Origin of the sequence: Agrobacterium sp. MA01 (genome assembly GCF_009650195.1) — a bacterium.
In the GTDB taxonomy this organism is placed as follows: Bacteria; Pseudomonadota; Alphaproteobacteria; order Rhizobiales; family Rhizobiaceae; genus Allorhizobium.
Window position 1 is genome coordinate 3,324,694 of record NZ_CP045854.1, and the last position, 21,747, is coordinate 3,346,440.

Below are 21,747 nucleotides of genomic sequence, written 5' to 3' on the forward strand. Positions count from 1 at the left end.
TCGATTGATTTTCGTGATCGCCGCTGCTAGCCCTTTCTCCAGAGACTTTGGAGGGCGTGGCGATGTGCGGCATTGTAGGTCTGTTTCTCAAGGACAAGGCGCTGGAGCCCCGGCTCGGCGACCTCCTCTCGGACATGCTGATCATCATGACCGACCGAGGACCGGACTCGGCCGGCATCGCCATCTATGGCGGCGTCGACGGCAAGACCGCCAAGGTCACGATCCAGTCCGCCACGCCGGAAAGTGATTTTACGGGCCTCGCCGAAGATCTGGCCAAGGCGGGGATCGACGCAGCCGTCTCCCTCAAGAGCACTCACGCGGTCATTTCGATCCGTGCAGCCCAGTTGACCGAGATCCGCGCGGCCCTTGCCGAAATCCGCCCTCACGTCCGCATTATGGGCTCCGGCGAAAGCGTCGAGATCTTCAAGGAAGTCGGCCTTCCCAAGGACGTCGTGCAGCGCTTCGGTGTGCGTACCATGGGTGGCACCCACGGTATCGGCCATACCCGTATGGCCACCGAGAGTGCTGTCACCACGCTCGGCGCCCACCCCTTTTCGACAGGCGCAGACCAATGCCTCGTGCACAACGGCTCGTTGTCGAACCACAACAATCTGCGCCGCGAGTTGATCCGCGAAGGCATGTCCTTCGAGACCGAGAACGATAGCGAAGTGGCAGCGGCCTATCTCACGGCAGAAATGGCAAAGGGCAAGGATTTGGGGCAAGCACTGACCGGTGCGCTTGATGATCTCGATGGCTTCTTCACCTTCGTTGTCGGGACCAAGACCGGTTTCGGCGTCGTGCGCGACCCGATCGCCTGCAAGCCAGCCGTCATGGCCGAGACCGACCAGTATGTCGCCTTCGGCTCGGAATACCGCGCCCTGGTCAACCTGCCGGGCATCGAGACCGCCCGCGTCTGGGAGCCGGAGCCGGCGACCGTCTATTTCTGGGACCATGAAAAGGCCGCCTGAACCGCGACACCGAGAAAGCTTGCACAGTGCCAATCTTCGACCTCTCCCATACCCCGCTTCGCGAGTTGAACAGCGCGCTCCACAATCTCGGCACCGGCGCAAACGACCTAGAATTCGAGGTGGTGAACCCGCGTGGCCATCATGCTGTTGCCGTCGGCATCGATGCGCCTGTCACCGTCGAGGTGAAGGGATCGGTCGGCTATTACTGCGCCGGCATGAATGACGGTGGCACCGTCACCATCCATGGCTCGGCTGGTCCTGGCGTGGCTGAAAACATGATGTCCGGCACGGTGGTGATCGAGGGCGACGCCTCGCAATATGCTGGCGCCACCGGTCGCGGCGGCCTGCTCGTCATCAAGGGCAACGCCGCCTCCCGCTGCGGCATCTCGATGAAGGGCATCGACATCGTGGTGCACGGCTCGATCGGCCACATGTCGGCCTTCATGGGCCAGTCCGGCCACCTCGTCGTCTGCGGCGATGCGGGTGAGGCCCTGGGCGACAGCATCTATGAAGCGAAACTTTTCGTACGCGGCTCGGTGAAAAGCCTCGGCGCCGATTGCATCGAAAAGGAAATGCGCGCCGAACATCTCGAAAAGCTCGCCGAACTGCTGACCAAGGCCGGCGTGAGCGACGTGCAACCCGAAGAGTTCAAGCGCTACGGCTCGGCCCGCAAGCTCTACAACTTCAACATAGACAATGCCGACGCGTACTGAGGCGAGGAACAGCCATGAGCTACCACAACCCGTTTACCCCGCCGCGCAAGTCCGCCACTTTCGATGATCATACGCTCGCCGAAATCCGCCGAGCGGCAGCTACCGGCATCTATGACATCAGAGGCGGCGGCACGAAGCGCAAGGTGCCGCATTTCGATGACCTGCTGTTCCTCGGTGCATCCATCTCCCGCTATCCGCTCGAAGGTTACCGCGAGAAGTGCGATACCTCGGTGGTCCTCGGCACTCGCTTTGCCAAGAAACCGATCGAGCTGAAGATCCCGATCACCATTGCCGGCATGAGCTTCGGCGCCCTCTCCGGCAATGCCAAGGAAGCCTTGGGACGCGGCGCAACACTCGCAGGCACCTCAACCACGACGGGCGACGGCGGCATGACCGATGAGGAACGCGGCCATTCCGAAAAGCTGGTCTACCAGTATCTTCCCTCCCGCTACGGCATGAATCCGAAGGATCTGCGCCGCGCCGATGCGATCGAAATCGTGGTCGGTCAGGGGGCGAAGCCCGGCGGCGGCGGCATGCTGCTCGGCCAGAAGATCTCCGACCGCGTTGCCCAGATGCGCAACCTGCCGATGGGCATCGACCAGCGCTCCGCCTGCCGCCACCCAGACTGGACCGGCCCCGATGATCTCGAGATCAAGATCCTCGAACTGCGCGAGATCACCGACTGGGAAAAGCCGATCTATGTGAAGGTCGGCGGCGCCCGCCCCTATTACGACACCGCTCTTGCCGTGAAGGCTGGCGCCGATGTCGTCGTGCTCGACGGCATGCAGGGCGGAACGGCGGCGACGCAGGACGTCTTCATCGAAAATGTCGGCATGCCGACGCTCGCCTGCATCCGCCCGGCCGTTCAGGCACTGCAGGACCTCGGCATGCACCGCAAGGTGCAGTTGATCATCTCCGGCGGCATCCGCTCGGGCGCTGATGTGGCGAAGGCCTTGGCGCTCGGTGCAGACGTCGTCTCGATCGGCACGGCAGCGCTGGTCGCCATCGGCGACAATGACCCGAAGTGGGAAGAGGAATACCAGAAGCTGGGCACCACGGCCGGGGCCTATGACGACTGGCACGAAGGCAAGGACCCGGCCGGCATTACCACCCAGGATCCAGAGCTCGCCGCCCGCCTCGATCCGGTCGCCGCAGGTCGCCGCCTTGCCAACTACCTGAAGGTCATGACGCTGGAAGCGCAAACGATCGCCCGTGCCTGCGGCAAGAACAAGCTGCATAATCTGGAGCCGGAGGATCTCTGCGCACTGACGATGGAGGCTGCCGCCATGGCCCAGGTGCCCCTCGCCGGCACCAGCTGGTATCCTGGAAAGGGAGGTTTTTAAAAGCCCTGATGGCCGCATCCTGATCCCACGGATGCGGCCATTCTTTTTCAACACATGTGTCTCAATCCATAAAAACAGGGGAACGACGTGACACAGGATCTGGCAGGCTTCGCTGCGGAGCGAGGCATCAAATACTTCATGATCAGCTTCACCGATCTCTTCGGCGCCCAGCGTGCCAAGCTGGTCCCGGCACAGGCGATCGCAGAGATGCAGAAGGACGGCGCCGGTTTCGCGGGATTTGCCGCTTGGCTCGATCTGACGCCGGCCCATCCCGACCTTTTCGCCATTCCGGATGCCTCTTCCGTCATCCAGCTCCCATGGAAGCCTGAGGTCGCCTGGGTTGCCGCGGATTGCATGATGGAAGACGAACCGGTCGCTCAGGCGCCGCGCGTGATGCTCAAGCGCCTGGTCGCGGAAGCGGCAGATCTGGGTCTGCGCGTGAAAACCGGCGTCGAACCGGAATTCTTCCTGATCTCTGCAGACGGCGAGACGATCTCGGATGAATACGACACGGCCGAAAAGCCCTGTTACGACCAGCAGGCGCTGATGCGCCGCTATGATGTGATCGCCGAGATCTGCGACCACATGCTGGAGCTCGGCTGGAAGCCCTACCAGAACGACCACGAAGATGCGAACGGCCAGTTCGAGATGAACTGGGAGTATGACGACGCGCTGAAGACGGCCGACAAGCATTCCTTCTTCAAGTTCATGGTGAAGTCGGTCGCCGAGAAACACGGGCTGCGCGCCACCTTCATGCCGAAACCCTTCAAGGGTCTCACCGGCAACGGTTGCCATGCGCATATCTCGGTCTGGGACATCGATGGCAAGGTGAATGCCTTCGCCGAAAAGGACATGCCTTTCGGCCTGTCGGCAAAAGGCAAGACCTTCCTTGGCGGCATCATGAAACACGCCTCGGCACTCGCCGCGATCACCAATCCGACGGTCAATTCCTACAAGCGCATCAACGCCCCGCGCACTGTCTCCGGCGCCACCTGGGCACCGAACAGCGTCACCTGGACCGGCAACAATCGCACGCACATGGTGCGAGTACCCGGTCCTGGCCGCTTCGAGCTGCGCCTGCCAGACGGCGCCGTAAACCCGTACCTGTTGCAGTCGATCATCATCGCGGCAGGCTTGAGCGGGCTCAAGAGCAACGCCGATCCCGGCCCGCATTACGACATCGACATGTACCGCGACGGCCATACGGTGAAGGATGCGCCCCGGCTACCGCTGAACCTCCTCGATGCCCTACGAGCCTTTGAACTGGACGACGTGTTGAAAGCAGCGCTTGGGTCTGAATTCTCAGACGCCTATCTCAAGCTCAAGCATGACGAGTGGAACAGCTATTGCGGGCACTTCACGGCCTGGGAGCGCCAGACGACACTGGACGTCTGACGCTCTGATCAGCCGGCGATATCGATCCGTCGTTCGCTGTCGGCATCGAACAGGTGCAGATGCGCCGGATCGAAGCCAAGCGATATCATCTCGCCCGACCTGAGAGGCTGACGATCCGTCACGACCACGTTGATCTCGGGTGTCGTGGAAGACGTGATATAGGTCATTGAGCCCGTGCTCTCGACGACACCGACCGGCAGCCGGATCTGTGCGTCTGCTTCCTGAACCAGCCTGAGATGCTCTGGCCGCAGGCCGACAATCAGCTTTGAGGCTGTCGGCAGAGGCCGATCCAGGCTCACGACTTGCGGATTGCCGAGTTCGAAAACCAGTGACCGCCCATCCGCTCCCACCTTGGCCGGGATGAAGTTCATCGCCGGTGAACCGATGAAGCCGGCAACGAACTTGTTCACCGGCCGATCATAGAGCTCCAGCGGAGGCCCCTGCTGCTCGATCACGCCTTGCCGCATGACGACGACATGATCGGCCATGGTCATCGCCTCTATCTGGTCATGGGTGACATAGACGGAGGTGGCACCCAGCCGGTCATGCAACGAGCGGATTTCCTTGCGCATGTGCACGCGAAGGGCGGCGTCGAGATTGGACAACGGCTCGTCGAACAGAAACGCCTTCGGATGCCGGATGATGGCCCGGCTCATCGCCACGCGCTGGCGCTGGCCGCCGGAGAGCTCGCGCGGATAACGATGCAACAGGTTGGACAAGCCCGTCGTCGCCGCCACCTCCTCAGCCGCCTTCTTCGCCTCCGCCTTCTTCACACCGCGAATGCGCAGCGAATAGGTGAGATTTTCCTCCACCGTCATATGCGGGTATAGCGCATAAGACTGGAAGACCATGGCAAGATCGCGCTTGCGCGGCGGCACGCCGTTCATTCGCTCGCCGGCGATCACGAGATCACCGGCCGAGATGCTTTCGAGCCCGGCCAGCGACCGCAGCAAGGTAGACTTGCCGCAACCGGACGGTCCGACCAGCGCCACGAAGGAGCCCTTGCGGATCTTGAGATCGATGTCGCGCAGCGCGTGATAGGCGCCGTAGTATTTGTTGACGCCGGATAATTCGATCTGATGGGTCATTTGAGAGCTCCAGACGTGAGCCCGGAGACGATCCGGCGCTGCAAGAGAACAAAAACGGCAAGGATGGGTGTCACATAGATCGTGGCAAAGGCCATGATGTTGTTCCACTCATTGGTATTGGGCCCCATGAAGGAATTAAGGCCGACGCTTGCGGGTTGGTATTCGACCGCCTGGATGATCGACTTCGAATAGACGAACTCGCCGAAGGCCTGCATGAAGATCAGGATGGCGGACACCAGGATGCCGTTGCGCGCGAGCGGCAGAACGATGTGGAAGAAGGCACCGATCCGCGAATTCCCGTCGACCAGCGCCGCCTCCTCGAGCTCCATCGGCACGCTCATGAAAGTGGCGCGCACCAGCACGACGAAGAAGGGCATGCTCTTCGCAGCAATCGCGATGATCACGGCGGTACGCGGGTATTCGAGCATGCCGAGCTGCGAGAAGCCGACGAAGATGGGGGTAATCAACAAAGAGGCCGGCAGCACCTGCAGCATCAGGATCAGGAAGAGCCCGATATCGATCCATCCGTTGCGATAGCGAGCAAGCACGTAAGCGCAACCGGTTCCGAGAACCGTGATCAGAGCGACCGCGCCGAACGCGATGACCAGCGAATTCCACATATAGCGGGCAAGGTTTCGGCTCTCCCAGACATAGGCATAGGTCGACCATTGCGGATCGGACGGCCAAAAGCTGGGCGGCGTGGCGAACATCGCGGAACCGCTCTTCAAGGTGGTGATGTACATCCAGTAGAGCGGGAAGAGATAGATTGCGGCGAGCACGATTGCGATCGCCAGCATCAGTCGGTTGCGCCAGGTCTCGGTCATCCGCGTACCTCCTGCTTGGTCGAGCGGACATAGACCACCGAAGCAAACATCACGACGACGATCATCAGGACAGAGATCGTGGCTCCACGGGCGAAGTCATATTGCCGGAAGGATTGATCCCAGGCCCAGTATTGCGCGACATTGGACGAATTGTTCGGCCCGCCCGATGTGATGGCGGCGAAGAGGTCGAACTGCTGCAGGGTAAAGATCAGCCCGAGCGAGATGATCGCCCCGATGGTCGAGCGCATCATCGGCAACGTGATCGTCCAGAACCGCTGCCAGACATTGGCACCATCCAGCTCCGCTGCCTCGTAGAGATCTTTCGGGATACCGGAAAGACCGACGGAAAGCAGGATCATGTTGAAGGATGTCCCAAGCCAGATATTGGCGATGATCACGGCCCAGAGCGAGTAGTTCGGATCCGAGCGCCAGAAGATGTTCTGCGAGATGATGCCTGCTTCCCGCAGGACGTAGTTCAGGACGCCGAAATCACCCGACAATATCAAGTTCCAGATCGCCCCGACGACGAGACCGGGCATGACCCAGGAGACGAGAAAGAGACCGCGTAGCCAGGACGCGCCTGGAAAATTCGTCCAGAAGAAAAGAGCAAGACCAAAGCCGATCACGAACTGCCCGGCGATCGAAGCCACGACGAAGATCGCCGTGTTGCTCAGGATCGGCCAGGTCTCGCGTTGAGCGAACAAGGAGACATAGTTCTTGAAGCCGACAAAGGGCCGGAAGAACGTCCCGAGCGAGAACATGTCGACTTCCTGAAAACTCATCAGCACGTTGTAGAGCAACGGCAAGCCGGACAGAACGAAGAGAAAGGCGAGCGGCAGCGCCATCAGGCCGATATCGAAACCGCGGCCATCAGTCAGGCTGGACAGTATCTTGCGCATGCTGGTCTCCGCATCGCGATTGGCATCTCCGGTCAGGCCGCCCCCGCCACTTGTCGGAACGAGGACGGCCCTCCGGGAGATAGGTTGAACAGGGATCCGACACGTTGAGAGCAGGTCTTCGGAGCCCTGCGGATAGGGTCAACCGGTGATGGCCGCGATGGTTTCAGCCGCTTGATCGAGCGCTTCCTTAGGCGACGATTGACCCGTGAGCGCCGCCTGGATGGCATCCTGGATCGCCTTGGAGATCTTCGGCCATTCGGGATGCGGCCCGCGCGGCTGGGCATATTGCAATTGCTCCTGGAAGACCTTGAGGGCCGCGTCCTTCCTCTCGTTGCCGGTCGCCGGCAAGGTTATGTCGGAACGGGCCGGCAGCTGGCCAAATTTCTCGAACATCTGGTCATCTTGTGCGGCAAAGTATTCCAGGACCTTGAAGGCTTCTTCCGGTTGCTTCGTGTTGGCGAAAATTGCCCAGTTGAAGTCACCCATGGCCGACGAGCGCTCGGCACCGGCTTCCGGCACCGGCAGAAGCGCCACGCGCCAGTCGAACTTGGCTTCATCGCTCATCCGGTTCAGCTCCCATGGCCCGGAGATCGCCATGGCCGCATTGCCAGAGTTAAAGGTGCCAGTGGAATCCCACTGTCCGCGCGTCAGGCTGTCAGGAGAGGCGAGCTTCTCGTCCATCAGGATTTTCCAAGTCTCGAGCGCCTTCACAGCGCCCTCGGCATTGATTGTCTGATAGCCACCACCGCCCATCTGCGCCCAGGGAAGAAACTGGAAGGTCCCTTCTTCGCTGGCCTTGGCCGAGAAAGCGAGGCCGTAGACGTTTTTCGCCGGATCGTTGAGCTTACGCGCGGCATCGAGGAGTTCCGCCCAGGTCTGCGGCGGCTTGTCCGGATCGAGGCCCTTCTCCTTGAACATGTCGGCATTGTAGTAGAGGGCGATCGTGTTGGTGGCCTTCGGCACACCGAAGAGCTTCCCGTCCCAGGTCACCGAATTAAGCGGTCCGGCAAAGTAGTTTTCGGTCTTGATGGCTTCCGATTTCGCGATCCGGTCCGTCAGGTCGAGAAAGGCGCCACGTGAGGCAAACAAGGCATGCTCGGGGTTGTCGATCGCGATGATATCGGGCGCCTGTCCGGTCGAATAGGCGCGCATCGCCTCGCTGACGACGTCGTCGAACTGGATCTGGCGGTATTCGACCGTGATGCCGTTACCGAGTGCATTGAAGTCCTTGATCAGATTGGGTGCCGGCTGGATGTCGCGGTCGAGCGACCAGACGGTGATCTTCACGTCCTCTGCCTGGGCCGATAGCCCGAACAAGGAGACACTGGCCAGCGCCAAGGCGCCGAAGGCGATATGCTTGCGAATACCCATGGTTTCCTCCTCTTGGGTTTTTGCATGGGCCTTGTCCTCCACAAGACCCATATTTCCGAAAGCTCAGACCGGATCGGTGACGAAATCCCCGCCCCGGCAATTCTTCAGGTAATTCAGGCCATGCACCTGGCCGGTCATCTCCAGCGCGTCGCGATAGACCGGATCATGCCAGCCCTCGATATCGATCGAACCGGACCAGCCTGCGAGCCGGAGCTCCGAGATGACGTCGGTCCAGTTGGTGTCGCCGAAGCCCGGCGTGCGCATGAAGACGAAGGGATGCTTGCCGAAGACGCCGTGTTCACGGATCACGTCCCAGCGGATCGTCGCGTCCTTGCCATGCACATGGAAAAACTTGTGCGCCCATTTGCGGATCTGCGGGATCGGATCAATCAGATAGACCATCTGATGGCAGGGCTCCCATTCGAGCCCGATGTGATCGTCCGGCGTCTCGTTGAAGATCAGCTCCCAGGCATCCGGATTGTGCGCGATGTTCCAGTCGCCGGTCTGCCAGTTGCCGTCCATGGCGCAGTTTTCGAACGCGATCTTCACGCCCTTGTCGGCAGCACGCTTGGCGAGCTCGCTCCAGATTTCGCGATAGCGCGGCAGGCTCTCCGTCAGTGGGCGGTTACGGATACGACCCGTAAAACCGGCGACGCAGGTCGCGCCGAAATGATGGGCATTGTCGATGCAATCCTTCCAGCCCTGAAGGGTCTGGAGATCCATGTCGGTCTCTTCCAACGGATTGCCGAACATGCCGAGCGTCGAGATGGTGAGGTCGCGATCGCCGATCGCCTCGACGCAACGCTTGCCGAGATCGGCAAGATCCTGACCGTTGGTGGTCTGCCAGAAGAAGGGCTCGAAGCTCTCGAAGCCCATATCGGCGATCTGTCCGATCCGCTCGGCCGCCTTGCCGCCGCTGGCGCTGACCATGGTTCCGATGCGGATCGATTTTGCGGAAATGCTCACGGGTTTAATGTCCTTCGACTGAAATGCTGACGGGAAGTCCGGTTCGCGCGCTCTCGATTGCGCCGAACACCATGGACAGGCTGTTGATATTGTCGTCGCTGGCAGTCTCCGGTTTGCGCCCGGACTTCACCGCGTCGATGAATTCGGCGAGCACGCTCTGATGTCCGTGCGTGTCGTATTCATCAGGCGCCGACGGCACAGGCAAAACTTGCTGACCGCGCAGCAGGCCGGGCTCGTGGCCAGCGACCGTCGCCTCAAAGGTCTCCTCACCGTCCCAGGTGATCATGCCCTTGGAGCCAACCAGCCTCCAGGCGCTCTCCCAGCTGGTGCGGCGCCCTTCGGCGCACCAGGAGCCGCGATAGGTGAAGACTGCATCGCCAGAGAGCTTGAAAATCGCGTTCGCCGACGCGCCATGGGCATACCAGGAGCCGAGCGGATTGCTCTCGACGCAATAGACCGAAAGCGGGTGTTTCCCCGACACGAAGCGGGCGGCATCGAAGGTGTGGATCGCCATGTCGAGCAGAAGCACATTGTCCATGGCCTCGCGGAAACCACCAAAATGCGGCCCGAGGAAGAAGTCGCAATGAATTCCGGAGAGCTCCCCGATCAAGCCATCCTCGACGGCGCGACGCAGGCGTCGGACACCGGAAATGAAACGGCGGTTCTGCACCACGGCATGCACCCGGCCAGTCTCGGCAGCGAGGGAAAGCAGCGCCTTGGCCTCATCCATGGACGTGGCGAGCGGCTTCTCCGACAGCACATGGCAGCCAAGCTTGAGCGCGGTCGAAACGACGGCGAAGCGCGCCGACGGCACCACCACGTCGAACACCATGTTCGCGCGCGTCGCCTCGATCACCGATGCGAGATCCGTTCCGATGGTCACGTTTTCCAGGGCGAATTCAGCCGCGAGCGCCTTCGCCATCGTCGGGTCGAGGTCGACGAGACCGACAATTTCGACCTCTCGGCCCAAATCGGAAGCAGACTGAAGCGCTCGAAGCCAGCCTTTAGCCATAGCTCCGCACCCGCACAAAACGGCTCTTGATGTCACTGATATCCTCCCAAGGGATGAGCGAAACTCCTCTTCCGCACATCCCGTAAACGTTTACGACACTATGAACGAGACCCCGCATGTGTCAATAGTTTTTCGTAAACGATTACGGACCACTGCTTGGGGAGGGGAAATGACAGGCATTCGGGAGCTGGCCGAACATCTGGATATTTCCATCGGTACGGTTTCGCGCGCGCTGAATGGCAAGCCCGACGTCAACGAGGAGACACGCCGACGCGTTCTGGAAGCCGCAGAGAAGCTGGGTTACGTGGCCAACCAGGCCGGCCGCTCGCTACGCAAGGGCGCAACCGGCATAATCGGCTTCATGATGCAGACCGGCCATGACATTACCGGTCAGGGAGATACCTTCTTCATGCGCGTCTTCGACGGCATGCAGACGGTGCTTGCCCGCCACAAGCTCGACCTCGTCGCCCTGCTCTGCTCGTCGGAAGAAGATCCGGACGCTTACCTGAAGCGAATCGTCGCCCGGGGGTTCGCCGATGGCATCATCCTGTCGGCCACGCGCCACCAGGATCCCCGCTTCGAGCTCCTGCACAAGACGAAGATACCCTTCATCACCCTCGGCCGAAGCCAGACGGATGTCGGCCAGCCCTGGTACGATCTGGATTTCGAAGGCATGGCGGAAGACGCAATCGAACGCCTTGTGGCGCGCGGCCACAAGCGGATTGCGATCAGCCGCCCCCATGGCGACATCAATCTCGGCCATGTCTTCGAGAACCACTGCCGCGTCGTGCTCGCCCGCCACGGCCTGGAGCTCGACCCGGCGCATGTCTATCGCTCCGGCCCGAACGAGCCGGGCGGCTACCACGTCGCCCAGCAGGTGATGAAATCACGCGACCGCCCCACAGCGATCATCCTCCTTAACGAGGCGACCGTGGTCGGCTTTTATCGCGGCCTGCAGGAGGTGGGATTGAAGCCGGGCAAGGATATCGCGGTCATCGGCCAATACAGCCCCCAGGCGCAGTTCCTGCACCCGGTTCTCACCTGCTTTCGCCCTGATTTGAGGGGGCTCGGGATTGCCTTGGCAGAAAGCCTGCTTGCGACCATGCCGGACTTCGCCCACCACTATCCCGATGCGGTGCGCCGCCGGCTCTGGCCGATGATCCTGATCGAGGGTGAGAGCGACTGATGCAACTGCCGGCTCAGGCCCGCAATGCCTCTTGCCGATAGCCGGTGTCGACCGTCACGCTTCCCCCAACGGCACGCGAGACACAGGCACACATCTTCTCTCCCTCGTGTCGCTCTTCCGGGGAGAAGAACACGTCGCGATGATCGATCGGCGTGGATGCGTCGACGATGCTGACCGCGCACAATCCGCATTCACCGCGGCGACAGTCATAGACCATGTCGATCCCCGCCTCCATCAGCGCATCCAGCATGGTCTGGTCGGCGCGCACCTCGACGGTTTGGCCGTATTGCGGAACCGTGACCGAGAACGGTTGCTCGGCAAAGCGCCCGCTGTCGCCGAAGACCTCGAAGCGCAAGCGGCTCATGGATCGGCCACTCTCGCGCCAGGTATTGCGTGCGGCTTCCAGCAGACCGTGCGGACCACAGATATAGGCCTCGCCATCGACAGGAAGCGTGGCAAATTCAGCTGCGAGATCGAAGGCCTGGCCCTCGTCCTGCACGAAGGCCTCGAGACCATCCCCCAGCAAAGCCTGCAACTCATCAACAAAAGCCATCTGCGCCCGGCTTTTCGCCCCATAGATCAGCCGCACGGAATGACCGCGCGCGACCAGCGCCTTTGCCATGCCATAGATCGGCGTGATCCCGATACCGCCGGCGATCAGCAGATAACGCGACGCCCGCCAGGAGAGCTCGAAACGGTTCTCCGGCTCGGTCATCTCGGTCTCGTCACCGACAGCCATGTTCCAGACGAAGGCTGAGCCACCCCGACTGTTGGGATGCAGCTTGACCGCGATCTTCAGCGTGTCCGGCGCGCTCGGCAGCACTGTATAGGTTCGAATTGCCGGCTCACCCCGGATGACGACTTTGATATTCGTATGCGACCCCGGATCGAAGGCCTGCCGCAGCCCATCCACCGCGAAGGTGACGGCCCGGACATCCTCCGCCGGGGCTTCGATCGATATGACGCGCGCCGCGCGCCATTCCAGCTTGGAACGCATGAAATCCTCCCAGATAAATTGATCCCAGATCCGATCAGCCCGCCATCAGGGCAAGCGCCAGAACCTTGCGGCGCAGATCGGGTTGCTCCTCCAGCACGAAATCGAGGTTCTGCCGGGCAAGCCGCGCATGCTCCCGCGCCAGCGCCTCGGCCCGCGCCCCCTCCCGCAATTCGATCGCCGATACGATTGCCTTGTGCTGCGCCTGCGCGACGACCAGCGTCCTGTAGAAGGCCGGCGCATCGGACTCCGTGTTGACGAAGGCATTCGGGCTCGCAAAGGGCAGGCTCGTCATCCGCTCGATTTCGCGGCGCAGAACCTCGCTGCCGGCCAAGTCCCAGAGCAGGCGATGAAACCTGCCGTTCAGAGCTTCGTAGCGCTCGAAATTCATGGCAGACGGCTCGACCAACAAGACATCGTCGAGTTGGGCGACGACCTCGCGAATGGCCTTCATCCGGGCCGGCGTCGCACCTCGCTCGGCGGCAAGCCGCGCGGCGGTGCCCTCCAGCACGCCCCGCAACTCGATGGCATCGATCACCTCCTGCCGGCTGAACGAACGCACGGCGTAACCACCTGACGGGATGAGCGCGACCAGGCCCTCCTGTTCGAGCCGCTGCAAGGCGGCACGAAGCGGCGTGCGCGACACCGAAAGACGCTCTGCGAGCGCGACTTCCGACAGCCGCTCGCCCGGTTCGATTTCACCCGTCAGGATGAGGTCGCGCAGCCCAAGCAGCGCCTTTGCCGTCTGCTGTTTCGGAGCGCGTTCGTTATCAGCCGTCATGCCATCACTCCGCAGCGACCGCATGAGGCCCGGCCTGTGGCTTCGTCTCGGCGTCGATCATCCGGTCGATCAGCTTGCGCGCCCACATCGATCCGGCATCGATGTTGAGGTTGTAGAATTGGTGATCGGGATTGGCATCGATCGCCCGCTGCTGGGCTTCGAGCACCTCTTCGTCCTCACGGAAGACACCGGCCACGCCCTCACGAAGCTCATGCGTTCGCGCCTGGTTGCCGAGGTCGTAATTGCGGGCAAAGGCCCAGAAGTAGAGACAGGTCTTGTCCGTCGACGGCGTGATCGTGTTCAGCACATAGCCATTGACGCCCTTCGAGCGGTCGCCCTGTTTAGCGCCCGTTCCCGCTTCGGCAACGCCCACGTCGATGGTGACAGTGCAAGGCGCCTCGAAGCGGATGATCTGCCAGCGGTCGACCTTGCCCGGGCGACCAAACTGCTTGCGCCAGAAGGGCGGCGGGTCGATGTCTTCCATCCAGCGCGTGATGTAAGCGAAGCTATCGGAGTGGCTTGCCTCGAACGGCGCCTCGGCGACGGCGCGATTGCCGATCGACGAGCCGTGCACGAAGGTCTCGTGGGTGAGATCCATCAGATTGTCGACAACCAGACGATAATCGCACTTCACCTCGATCATCTTGCCATCGGCGGCCCAGTCGGGATCCTGGTTCCAGTGCATGTCGGGGATGAGTGCGGGATCGGCGAGCGCTGGATCGCCCGGCCAGATCCAGATGAAGCGATGCTTCTCGGCGATCGGATAGGACTTGACGCAGGCCGACGGATTGATCGTGTCCTGCGACGGCATGTATACACAGCGCCCCGTCTCGTCGAATTCGAGACCATGATAGCCACAGATGACGTTGTCACCCTCGAGCCGCCCGAGCGACAGCGGCACGAGCCTGTGCCAACAGGCATCAGCGAGCGCGACAGGGGTGCCATTTTCCTTGCGATACAGGACAACCGGCTTGTTGCAGATCGTCCGCGGCAAGAGCTGGCGCTTCAACTCGACATCATAGGCCGCCGCGTACCAGGCATTCAGCGGAAAGGTGGGTTTGGACATGACAGCTCCTCCTCTATCGAACGCTAGAGAGCCACAATGTATACATCATGTCAACAACAGCTGCGGTGAGACACTCCATCGGCGCAGGAAACCCGCCCCTTTAGCGCCAGATGTATACACGCGCCATCAACCGGAAACTGGGGCTCCAAAACAACCGCATCACGCTCAGGAGCCACCGGAGCGCTCTCCCTAGACTTGTTTTAATCAAGAATTCTGATACGCATTGAGAAATGCAGGGGGAGCCGATTTGAGCAGCCGTTTTTTGATGATCACGCCGGAAGACGGCAAGGATGTCCTCAAGAGCCTCGCCGCGCCGGCACGATTGGCGATCCTGGAACTGCTTCACGCCAGAGGCCCACTCAACGTCAACGAGATTGCCGAGGTGCTGGAACTCCCGCAATCGACCACATCCACACATCTCAACCAGATGGAAGAAGCGGGCCTGGTTCGCACCGAGGTTCAGAAGGCACGCAAGGGCAGTCAGAAGATCTGTCATGCCGTTCATGACGAGATCGTCCTCACGTTTACGCGCCCCAATGAGGCGACGGACGAGGCAATCGAAGTCTCCATGCCGGTCGGCCTCTATAGCGGCTACGACGTCTACGCTCCCTGCGGCATGTGCGGCCCAGATGCGATCATCGGTTATCTCGACAGCCCCGACACCTTCCTGTCTCCGGACCGCATGAAGGCGGGCCTTCTCTGGTTCACGCGCGGCTATGTCGACTATCAGTTTCCCAACAATGCAAGGATCAAGGGCGTACCGATCCGGGAACTCGAGCTGCTCATGGAGCTCTCCTCGGAAGTGCCGGGCACCTCCGAAAACTGGCCGTCCGACATCACCATTTCGATCAACGGAAAGGCGGTCGCGACCTGGACCTCACCCGGTGACTTCGGTGATCGGCGCGGCAAGTTCACGCCTGATTGGTGGAAGCTGCGCGGCAGCCAATATGGCGTTCTCAAAAGTTTCCGGGTGACGGACAACGGCACCTTCATCGATGGCATGCGGGTCTCCGAGACGACACTCGGCGACCTCGAGCTGCTCGATCACCGATCGATCCGCGTCCGGATCGAAGTGCCGGAAACGGCCGAACATCCCGGCGGAATCAACATCTTCGGCCGAGGCTTCGGCAATTACGACCAGGACATTGTCCTGCGCATCAAGACCTGAAGCGCCCCCTCCTATTCCCCCTGCACGTTGCCGGATTGACCTCCGGTCGATCCCGTGTATCATATCCTCAATTATGATACATATCCGAATAACGGATATATTTGGAGGAAATGCACATGCGGGCTGTCGGCACCGTTCACCGCGATTACAAGATCAGCACGATCGATCCACGTCTGTATGGATCCTTCGTCGAACACCTCGGTCGCGCGGTCTACACCGGCATCTATGAGCCCGATCACCCGACCGCTAACGAAAACGGCATGCGCCAGGACGTGATCGACCTGGTACGCGAACTCGATGTCCCCGTAGTCCGCTATCCCGGCGGCAACTTCGTCTCGGCCTATAACTGGGAAGATGGCATCGGGCCGAAGGAAGAGCGCCCGGTTCGCCTCGATCTCGCCTGGCACACCTCGGAATCCAACCAGGTCGGCATCCACGAATTCGCCGACTGGGCCAAGGCCGCCAACGCCGAGATGATGCTCGCCGTCAATCTCGGATCTCGCGGCCTGGATGAAGCCCGCGCCTTCCTCGAATATGTGAACCACCCCGGCGGCAGCTACTGGTCGGATCTGCGCCGCAAGAACGGTCGCGAAGAGCCTTGGAACGTCAAGCTCTGGTGCCTCGGCAACGAGATGGACGGCCCCTGGCAGATCGGCCAGAAGACGGCCGAAGAATATGGCCGCGTCGCCTTCGAGACCGCCAAGGCCATGCGCGCTTTCGACAAGTCGATCGAGCTCGTCGTCTGCGGTTCCTCTTCTCCCAAGATGCCGACCTATCCGGCCTGGGAAGCGACCGTCCTCGACTACACCTATGACAGCGTCGATTACATCAGCCTCCATATGTATTTCGAGAACCACGCCGGCGACACGGCCGCCTATCTGGCGCAGAACGCCCGCCTCGACGACTACATCGAGACCATCGCTTCCGTGATCAAGGTGACCAAGGCGAAGAAGCGCTCGAAGAAGGACGTCTATATCAGCTTCGACGAGTGGAACGTCTGGTACCATTCCAACGAAGCCGACCGGAAGGTTCTCGAAGGCCGCGATGGCTGGCCGCATGCGCCTGAGCTTCTCGAAGACATCTACAATTTCGAGGACGTTCTGCAGGTCGGCTGCATCCTCAACACCTTCATCCGCCGCGCAGACGTGGTGAAGGTCGGCTGCCTTGCGCAGCTGGTCAACGTGATTGCTCCGATCATGACCGTGCCCGGCGGCCCGGCTTGGCGCCAGACCACCTACTACCCTTACCTCTTCGCCTCGCGTTATGGCCGCGGAACCTCCTACCAGCTGTCGATCGATTGCCCTGGTTATTCGACCGACTTTGCAGACGCCGTTCCCTATCTCGACGTCTCTGCCGTCGAGAGCGAAACGGACGGCGCGCTGACCCTTTTCATCGTCAACCGCCACGAGACCGACGCCATCACTCTTGATGTCGCGCTCGAAGGCTTCGGCGCTCGCCAGGTGATCATGGACAAGGTGATCGCGGGACATGCGCTGAAAGCCGTCAATGGCCCCGAGCAGCAGACCGTCGCACCGGTAGATGGCGATGGAGCAATCATCGAAAGCGGGCGCCTCACGGGAGAGATCGCGCCGCTCAGCTACCGGATGATCCGGCTGGGCCAGTAACCAATCGACGACGGGGAGGAGAAACCATGTCGGCTTCGATTGAAATTGACAACGTCACCAAGCGCTACGGCGCGCTGACCGTACTCGAGGACATTTCACTGTCCATTGAAGCGGGCGAATTCGTCGTCTTCCTGGGCCCTTCGGGCTGCGGCAAGTCCACTCTGCTCCGCATGATCGCGGGCCTCGAAGACGTCACGGGCGGCACCATCTCGGTGGCCGGCCAGCGCGTCGACACCCTGCCACCAGGCAAGCGTGGGGTCGCCATGGTTTTCCAGTCCTATGCGCTCTATCCGCATATGACAGTGAAGCAGAACATGTCTTTCGGGCTCGAAAACATCGGCATGGCCAAGGGCGAGATCGAGAGCCGCGTGCTCGCCGCCGCAGAAACACTCGAGATCGGCCACCTGCTCGATCGCAAGCCACAGAAGCTCTCGGGCGGCCAGCGCCAGCGCGTCGCCATCGGCCGCGCCATCGTCAAGGAGCCAAAGGCCTTCCTGTTCGATGAGCCGCTGTCCAATCTGGACGCGGCCTTGCGTGGCCGCACGCGCCTCGAGCTTGCGCAACTGCACCACCGCCTCGGCTCGACGATGATCTTCGTCACCCACGATCAGGTGGAAGCGATGACGCTTGCCGACCGGATCGTCATCATGAACGCCCGCAAGATCGAACAGATCGGGACGCCGATGGATGTTTATCAGCGTCCGGCGAGCAAGTTCGTCGCAAGTTTCATCGGCTCTCCGGCCATGAACTTCCTGCCCGTTGCCGCCTGGCAGAACACCGCGACAGGCCTTGCCGTCAGTACGGCAGGCCTTGGAACTGTCGACACCGGCTTCCATGTCGCGGATGGTTCCAGTCCTGAAGGTGCAGCACTCGGCATTCGCGCGGAAGATGTCGGCATCGTCATCGACGGAGCCAGCGGCGTGCCGCTGACGGCCGAAGTGGTCGAGCGCCTTGGCGATCGATCTCTCGTCTACGGCGTGCTCGACGACGGCAGCAAGCTTGTCGTGGAAGCAGACGGCCGCTCGCTGATCAAGGCCGGAGACCGGGTCATGGTCTCGGCCGATCCGCATGCCTTCCACCTCTTCGGCGCCGATGGTCGCGCCTATCGCAGGGAGGTGGAGTGACATGGCCGAGAGCTATCGCCGCAGTCAGTGGAGCCATGGGCTCTTCATCCTGCCTTATCTGCTGGTCTTCATCGCCCTACTCGTGTTTCCCCTCTTCTGGGGCATGTGGCTCAGCCTGCACAAGGTGGACCTCTTCGGTCCGGGCCGCTTTGTTGGCCTGACCAACTACTTCCGGGTCGCCGGCGACGCCGTCTTCCTGCAGGCCCTGCGCAACACCATCGTCTTTGTCCTGGTCAGCGTGCCGACACTCGTGGCGCTGGGCCTGTTCCTGGCGCTGGCGCTCAACAGGACAACGCGCACGACCAGTTTCTTCCGAGGGCTCTTCTTTTCCTCCTCGGTGCTCTCGGTGACCATCGTCACCCTGATCTGGCGCTTCGTCTTCATTCCGGGAGACGGGTTGTTGTCCGTGCTGTTCGCGCAGGCGGGCATCGACCAGATCAACTTCATCTCGACCAAAGGCTGGTCGCTGTTCGCCGTCGGTGTCGCGACCGTCTGGTGGTGTGTCGGCTTGCCGATGATGCTCTTTCTGGCGGCACTCCAGCAGGTCCCTCAGGATCTCTATGAAGCAGCCTCCCTGGACAATGCCGGCCCCTGGCGCGTCCTGACACGCATTACCCTGCCGTCGATTGCGCGCACCATCATGCTGGTCACGATCATCCAGATCGTCTTCCAGTTCCAGCTCTTCGGACAGGCCCAACTGATGACCAACGGCGGCCCTAACGGATCCTCGCGTCCGCTGGTCATGTACATCTACGAAGTCGGCTTCGTCCGATGGGATGTCGGTCGTGCGGCAGCAGCGTCGCAATACCTCTTCCTGATCATCCTCGTGGCGGCGATGGCGCAGTACATCGTGTCCACGCGCAAGACGGAGGACGGCGCATGACCGCCCGAGACGACACCTACAAGCCGGAAGTGCTGACGACCTACAGGCCACTGCTTTGGGGCGCCGCCCTCCTCTCCGTCGTCATGATGGCGCCGGTGGCCTGGCTGATCGGCCTGTCGATCAAGAGCAACCAGGATCTGATGGTAGGCACTGACTCGGTTTTCCGCGCGCCCTACACGATCGCCAACTACCTGAACATCTGGCATTCCTCCCAGGTCTTCGGCTGGTTTTTCAATAGCCTCGTCGTGGCCAGCGGTCAGACCCTGCTGGTTCTGGTGCTGTCGTCGCTCGCCGGCTACGGATTTGGGCGGCTCGAATTCCCCTTCCGCCGGACGCTGTTCATTATCGTCCTCTTCGGTCTCGCAGTCCCCGAACAGGCGGTCATCATCGCCCGCCACCAGATGTTCAACTGGTTCGGCCTGCACAACACCTATCTCGGCCTGATGCTGCCGGGCTTGTCCGGCGCCTTCGGTGTCTTCCTGATGACGCAGTTCTTCCGGGCGATCCCCAAGGAGATCGACGAGGCGGCACTGCTCGACAACGCCTCGCAATGGCGGATCTTTTGGAAGGTCATGCTGCCGCAGACCCTGCCCGCACAGGCGACGCTCGGTATCTTCACCTTCCTGGGCGGCTGGAACGACTATTGGTGGCCCCTGATCTCTGCGACCAAGAAGGAAATGTACACCCTGACGGTGGGGCTTGCTTCGTCGCAATCCAACTTTGCCCAGAGCGAGGGCCTGGGCTTTCTCGCGGCCCAGGCGGTCTTCGCCAGCGTCCCGGCGCTGATCGTCTACGTGATCTTCCAGAAACACATCGTGACGGCCGTTTCCGGCGGCGCGGTGAAGTGAAGCCTACCCGGCCGGAGAGGAGCCGGCCGGCTTTATTCCAACAGGGCCAGGAGCCCGACACAAGGGAGTGAGACACGATGAAAACGATTCTGATGACCACCGTTGCGATCGCTGCGCTGGGCTACGGCGCCTCGGCGCAGGCGCAAACCACAATCGAGCTGCAACGCTTCTTCGGCGCCTGCGAGGCGGATTATGGCAGCGTGACCGACGTATCGGCCGCCGTCGGCGAATGCGGCATCATCACCGCACTCGTCAACAAGTTCGAAGCCGATAATCCGGATATCGACGTAAACGTCACCACGGTCGAATGGCCGGGTTACGACCAGCTGAACGCCCAGCTGGCTTCCGGTGCAGCACCCGAGGTCGTCTCCATGCATTACTCCGCGATCTCAGACTATCAGAGCCGTGGCCTGATCGAGCCGATCGACGAAGTCCTGGCCGCTCAGGGCGTGTCGCCGGAGAACTTTACCGATGCGGGCCGCAATGGCGTCACCAAGGAAGGCCAGCTCTATGGGCTGCCCTTCGACAACTGGACAATGCTCTTCCACGTCAACCTGAACCTCATGAAGGAGGCAGGTCTCGTCAACGCGGACGGCACGCCGATGCTCCCGACATCAGGGGAAGAACTGATCGCCCAGGGCAAGCAGTTCCAGGAAAAGACCGGAAAACCCTATCTGATCCAGATCATGGCCAACGAGACGGCCTCCTACGCGCGCATTCTCTACACCCTGCTGCAGCAGCAGAACTCCGACTTCTTCTCGGATCCAACGGCAATCAAGCTGAACACGCCGGAAGCCAAGGCTGCCGTCGAGCTGATGAAGGCCACCAAGGATGAGGGCATCTCGACGACCGGCCTCGACTATGCTGCCGCCGTCTCGGGCTTTGCCAACGGCGAAGGCGGGATTGCCATCAACGGCACCTGGCTGATCGGGGATTATGTCGCCCAGTCCGAGAATGAAGGCACGGCGCTCTCGAACAGCTATACCGTCTATCCCGTACCGCAACTCTTTGCCGCGCAGGACAGCACCTATGCCGATGGCCACAGCTGGGTCATGCCGAAAAAGGACCGCACACCGGAACAGGTGGATGCCATCGGCAAGCTCTTCAAGTTCCTCTCTGACAACGACTTCCAGTGGGCCCGCACCGGTCACCTGCCTGCTTCCAAGGCCGTTTTCGACATGGCCGAGTTCAAGGACCTTCCGCATCGCGAGAACATCGCGAAGATTGCCGACACTGGCCGCTCCCTGCCGGCTGAGGTCCAGCGTCAGTTCCCGATCCAGGACATCATTGGCGAGGAAATCGGCGCTGCCGTCAATGGCGACAAGTCGGTCGATGAAGCGCTCGCTTCGGCAGAAAGCCGCGTGAACGAACTGCTCGGCGACCTCTGATCCCTGCCCAACTCCCCAAGGCCTCCCTGGCCTGCCTCGCACACTTCGGTGTGCGGGGCTTTTTTCACGCCGAGAACAGCCCACGTCCAGGTGACGGAGTGCGCG

20 protein-coding genes are annotated in these 21,747 nt (G+C 61.4%); 11 read left to right on the top strand and 9 right to left on the bottom strand.

Features of this window, described 5'->3' with window-relative positions:
* Nucleotides 1-62: 62 nt before the first annotated feature.
* The 4 genes from GH983_RS16065 to glnT all read left to right on the top strand — a co-directional run bounded on the left by GH983_RS16065 (nt 63) and on the right by glnT (nt 4,419).
* Nucleotides 63-968, top strand: a complete 906-nt coding sequence (locus GH983_RS16065; protein ID WP_069043213.1) for a glutamine amidotransferase family protein — start codon at nt 63-65, stop codon at nt 966-968.
* Nucleotides 969-994: 26 nt separating this feature from the next.
* Nucleotides 995-1,681 carry a GXGXG domain-containing protein gene (locus GH983_RS16070; RefSeq protein ID WP_069043212.1) on the top strand — a complete coding sequence of 229 codons (687 nt, stop codon included), beginning with the start codon at nt 995-997 and terminating at the stop codon, nt 1,679-1,681.
* A gap of 14 nt (nt 1,682-1,695) precedes the next feature.
* Nucleotides 1,696-3,024, top strand: a complete 1,329-nt coding sequence (locus GH983_RS16075; RefSeq protein ID WP_153762912.1) for an FMN-binding glutamate synthase family protein — start codon at nt 1,696-1,698, stop codon at nt 3,022-3,024.
* Nucleotides 3,025-3,111: 87 nt separating this feature from the next.
* The gene (gene glnT, locus GH983_RS16080; protein ID WP_153762913.1) at nt 3,112-4,419 is read left to right on the top strand and encodes a type III glutamate--ammonia ligase; all 1,308 of its coding nucleotides are present in this window, start codon (nt 3,112-3,114) and stop codon (nt 4,417-4,419) included.
* Nucleotides 4,420-4,427: 8 nt separating this feature from the next.
* Here the strand turns inward: glnT and GH983_RS16085 are convergent, their stop codons facing one another.
* The 6 genes from GH983_RS16085 to GH983_RS16110 form a co-directional block, all read right to left on the bottom strand.
* Nucleotides 4,428-5,507 carry an ABC transporter ATP-binding protein gene (locus tag GH983_RS16085; RefSeq protein WP_153762914.1) on the bottom strand — a complete coding sequence of 360 codons (1,080 nt, stop codon included), beginning with the start codon at nt 5,505-5,507 and terminating at the stop codon, nt 4,428-4,430.
* The gene (locus GH983_RS16090; RefSeq protein WP_153762915.1) at nt 5,504-6,331 is read right to left on the bottom strand and encodes a carbohydrate ABC transporter permease; all 828 of its coding nucleotides are present in this window, start codon (nt 6,329-6,331) and stop codon (nt 5,504-5,506) included. The genes GH983_RS16085 and GH983_RS16090 overlap by 4 nt, the downstream gene beginning before the upstream one ends.
* Entirely contained in the window at nt 6,328-7,230 is a 903-nt protein-coding gene (locus GH983_RS16095; protein WP_054147777.1) for a carbohydrate ABC transporter permease, read from the bottom strand. The genes GH983_RS16090 and GH983_RS16095 overlap by 4 nt, the downstream gene beginning before the upstream one ends.
* Nucleotides 7,231-7,368: 138 nt before the next feature.
* The gene (locus GH983_RS16100) at nt 7,369-8,601 is read right to left on the bottom strand and encodes a sugar ABC transporter substrate-binding protein (RefSeq protein WP_153762916.1); all 1,233 of its coding nucleotides are present in this window, start codon (nt 8,599-8,601) and stop codon (nt 7,369-7,371) included.
* A 63-nt stretch (nt 8,602-8,664) separates the two neighbouring features.
* Nucleotides 8,665-9,567, bottom strand: coding sequence for a sugar phosphate isomerase/epimerase (locus GH983_RS16105; protein WP_153762917.1), 903 nt, complete (start codon nt 9,565-9,567; stop codon nt 8,665-8,667).
* Between the two features lie 4 nt (nt 9,568-9,571).
* Nucleotides 9,572-10,615 (bottom strand): Gfo/Idh/MocA family protein, encoded by a 1,044-nt coding sequence (locus GH983_RS16110; RefSeq protein ID WP_153762918.1) that lies wholly within the window; start codon nt 10,613-10,615, stop codon nt 9,572-9,574.
* Between the two features lie 133 nt (nt 10,616-10,748).
* Between GH983_RS16110 and GH983_RS16115 the strand changes: the two genes are divergently transcribed.
* Nucleotides 10,749-11,765 (top strand): LacI family DNA-binding transcriptional regulator, encoded by a 1,017-nt coding sequence (locus GH983_RS16115; protein WP_153762919.1) that lies wholly within the window; start codon nt 10,749-10,751, stop codon nt 11,763-11,765.
* Nucleotides 11,766-11,778: 13 nt separating this feature from the next.
* Here GH983_RS16115 and GH983_RS16120 read toward each other — a convergent pair whose 3' ends face one another.
* The 3 genes from GH983_RS16120 to GH983_RS16130 are packed head-to-tail and all read right to left on the bottom strand — an operon-like array spanning nt 11,779 to nt 14,606.
* Complete coding sequence (locus GH983_RS16120; protein ID WP_153762920.1) at nt 11,779-12,762, bottom strand: PDR/VanB family oxidoreductase; 984 nt, start codon at nt 12,760-12,762, stop codon at nt 11,779-11,781.
* Nucleotides 12,763-12,796: 34 nt separating this feature from the next.
* Nucleotides 12,797-13,540 (bottom strand): GntR family transcriptional regulator, encoded by a 744-nt coding sequence (locus GH983_RS16125; protein ID WP_153762921.1) that lies wholly within the window; start codon nt 13,538-13,540, stop codon nt 12,797-12,799.
* Nucleotides 13,541-13,544: 4 nt separating this feature from the next.
* The gene (locus tag GH983_RS16130) at nt 13,545-14,606 is read right to left on the bottom strand and encodes an aromatic ring-hydroxylating dioxygenase subunit alpha (RefSeq protein ID WP_153762922.1); all 1,062 of its coding nucleotides are present in this window, start codon (nt 14,604-14,606) and stop codon (nt 13,545-13,547) included.
* Between the two features lie 247 nt (nt 14,607-14,853).
* On the opposite strand from GH983_RS16130, the gene GH983_RS16135 reads away from it, so the two are divergent.
* The 6 genes from GH983_RS16135 to GH983_RS16160 all read left to right on the top strand — a co-directional run bounded on the left by GH983_RS16135 (nt 14,854) and on the right by GH983_RS16160 (nt 21,642).
* A complete protein-coding gene (locus GH983_RS16135; protein WP_054147770.1) occupies nt 14,854-15,774 on the top strand; it encodes a transcriptional regulator in 921 nt (306 codons plus the stop codon).
* Between the two features lie 116 nt (nt 15,775-15,890).
* The gene (locus GH983_RS16140) at nt 15,891-17,399 is read left to right on the top strand and encodes an alpha-N-arabinofuranosidase (RefSeq protein WP_153762923.1); all 1,509 of its coding nucleotides are present in this window, start codon (nt 15,891-15,893) and stop codon (nt 17,397-17,399) included.
* 26 nt (nt 17,400-17,425) lie between these two features.
* Complete coding sequence (locus GH983_RS16145) at nt 17,426-18,523, top strand: ABC transporter ATP-binding protein (protein ID WP_153762924.1); 1,098 nt, start codon at nt 17,426-17,428, stop codon at nt 18,521-18,523.
* 1 nt (nt 18,524) lies between these two features.
* The gene (locus GH983_RS16150) at nt 18,525-19,406 is read left to right on the top strand and encodes a carbohydrate ABC transporter permease (protein WP_153762925.1); all 882 of its coding nucleotides are present in this window, start codon (nt 18,525-18,527) and stop codon (nt 19,404-19,406) included.
* Nucleotides 19,403-20,254: a carbohydrate ABC transporter permease gene (locus GH983_RS16155; protein ID WP_069043198.1), complete on the top strand. Its 852-nt coding sequence runs from the start codon at nt 19,403-19,405 to the stop codon at nt 20,252-20,254. Before GH983_RS16150 ends, GH983_RS16155 begins: the two co-directional genes overlap by 4 nt.
* Before the next feature lie 77 nt (nt 20,255-20,331).
* Nucleotides 20,332-21,642: an extracellular solute-binding protein gene (locus tag GH983_RS16160; RefSeq protein WP_153762926.1), complete on the top strand. Its 1,311-nt coding sequence runs from the start codon at nt 20,332-20,334 to the stop codon at nt 21,640-21,642.
* The last annotated feature ends 105 nt before the right edge of the window (nt 21,643-21,747 follow it).